The organism is Albidovulum sp. (assembly GCF_049646345.1).
Classification (GTDB): domain Bacteria; phylum Pseudomonadota; class Alphaproteobacteria; order Rhodobacterales; family Rhodobacteraceae; genus Albidovulum.
Genome location: NZ_JBARVQ010000008.1, coordinates 1 through 1,927, shown reverse-complemented (window position 1 = coordinate 1,927; position 1,927 = coordinate 1). Strand labels below are relative to the sequence as shown.

4 protein-coding genes and 1 pseudogene are annotated in these 1,927 nt (G+C 60.8%); all 5 read right to left on the bottom strand.

Annotated elements, in window-relative coordinates; genetic code table 11:
• On the bottom strand, positions 1 to 204 hold a 204-nt coding region (locus WBB85_RS00185; protein ID WP_432636603.1), incomplete at its 3' end, for a PIN domain-containing protein.
• Positions 204 to 449: a type II toxin-antitoxin system VapB family antitoxin gene (locus WBB85_RS00180; RefSeq protein WP_432636601.1), complete on the bottom strand. Its 246-nt coding sequence runs from the start codon at positions 447 to 449 to the stop codon at positions 204 to 206. The genes WBB85_RS00185 and WBB85_RS00180, both read right to left, overlap by 1 nt.
• A gap of 116 nt (positions 450 to 565) precedes the next feature.
• Positions 566 to 991, bottom strand: coding sequence for a hypothetical protein (locus WBB85_RS00175; protein ID WP_432636600.1), 426 nt, complete (start codon positions 989 to 991; stop codon positions 566 to 568).
• Positions 972 to 1,241 carry a type II toxin-antitoxin system prevent-host-death family antitoxin gene (locus WBB85_RS00170; RefSeq protein ID WP_432636599.1) on the bottom strand — a complete coding sequence of 90 codons (270 nt, stop codon included), beginning with the start codon at positions 1,239 to 1,241 and terminating at the stop codon, positions 972 to 974. The genes WBB85_RS00175 and WBB85_RS00170 overlap by 20 nt, the downstream gene beginning before the upstream one ends.
• Positions 1,242 to 1,394: 153 nt before the next feature.
• Positions 1,395 to 1,927, bottom strand: a pseudogene (locus WBB85_RS00165) (ParB/RepB/Spo0J family partition protein); the annotation flags it as partial.

Genomic DNA, 1,927 nt, shown 5'->3' with positions numbered 1-1,927 from the left:
GATCCGCTCGGCCGCTTCCACCTGCTCCGGCGCGGCCGTGGCATGCTGCCCCGACCGCGACCGGGCGAGGGCGGCGGCTGCCTCGAACCGCACCAGAGGTGAGACAAAGCGTTGTCCCTTGTGGTCCTCGATGCGCCGGGCGGTCTCGTCCGATCCCGGTGCGCGGTTGAGGATCGTGACGATGGCGGAAGCATCGATAAACATCAGGCATCGCCCCACATCTGGTCGGTGAAGGCTTTCATGTCGAAGCCAGGATCAACCGCCCCGATGGTGTCCGCTTCGGCACGTATCTCCTCGATGCGCTCAAGAAGCGGCTTGCGGTTCTGAACCGCCTCGATCTGCGCCAGAAGCGCCCGGCGCACCGCCTCGGTCTTGTTTTCTGCACCGGTCATGTGCATCAACCTGACGGCCAATTGAGCAACGGCGTCGTCTCTGATGTAAAGCGGCATGGGCATATCCCTCAATGTGATATCTGTATATCCCATGATGGATATTCAAGCAATACGGACAGGGATATTCATACCGCTTTTCCTTATGTGCCGATGCTGTAACCGATCACTTGCCTTCAATCCGTCCGGTCCACGCCAGACCGCGCGCCCTGAGTCTGATATGCTGTCATGAAACGGCGTGCGATCACCTTGACGAAGGCCTTTGAGAACGTGCCTATCTGGGCCGTCGGTTCGAAATAAAAGGACTCCTCCAACGTATCGCGATTGTGTTCATCAAAGATGATCCAGAGCCGTTTGTATTCGGACAGTTCCGCCCGCCTTATCTCGGTAATGGGCACCTCAAGTGCATCCCGGTCGGCGGTCGGCTCAGACCCCGTGATCGGCAGCAGGTACAGCCGAGTGGTGTCTCCGGCGATCGGGACAACAGCGGAAAGAAGGGTTGGGCGCGGTTTTCGCCCCTCCGTTTCGCCGGTTTCTGCCTGCCACTTCCATAGATAGGGATAGTGCCAGACGGCGCCAATCTCAGGCCTCGTCGTCGGCATCGAGAACCCCTTTCAACACGCGCATCAGTTCCTCGGCTTCGTCGAGCGGAATATCGGCAGTGGCCCGAGCGATCCGGGGATCGCTGCGCCCGACCAGCGCATCGAACTGCTCGCGTGTCATGACGACGAACCGGGACGTGCCATGGTCCGACAGGCTGACAGGCCCTTTGGCCGCAGCCGCCCATACATCGCCTGCACGACGGTTCATCGACGTTTTGGGGAATTCCTCGGTTATCGTAGCGCTTGCCATGAAGCCCTCCTTTTACGTAACAAGCGTAATATACGTACTTTACGCTTGAACATCAAGAAAGACCCCGCCGAAACGGGGCCAGTTGATCCTCACCACGAGGAATCCAGGGGCGGAGAGGGGTAGGGAGGGCACAAACGCGCCCCGCCCTCGATCTCATTCCATTTCTTCGGGCAGCCACGCCGCGATCTGCACAGCCTGTTCTTCGGTGACGCCATGGGCGCTGCGGGTGGCCTCGTCTCCAAAGAGGGCTTCCAGCTTCGCGGCCTTCTCACCCTTTTTCAGCTTGGCGAAGGTGGTCGCGGTCGGGTGGTCCTCTTTCAGGTCCAGAAGCTCGCGCCACAAGGCATTGAGGTAGGGGCCGCCCACACGGGAAAAGAAGTTCGCGGCGGTCGGCGTCCAGACGTCACGAATGCAGGGTGAGGTTTCTTTGTCCACCAACGCCGCCAGCTTTTCGCCGCCGCCCCGATACTGCGAGGCCAGAAACCGCGTGAGTTCGCCCCGCACATGCTCTGCTCCTTTCGCGCGGAAGGCGCGGAAGGATTTGGCGAGGTCTTTGCCGTACATATCGCGGGGCGGGTTGCCGGTCAGGCGCTCGTCAAGGGCATAACCCTCGGCCTCGGTCGATGGCCAGTTCGGAACCTCGTTCGTGGAAATCCCGAGCGGTGCGGTCCAGTGCAGCGCGTGGC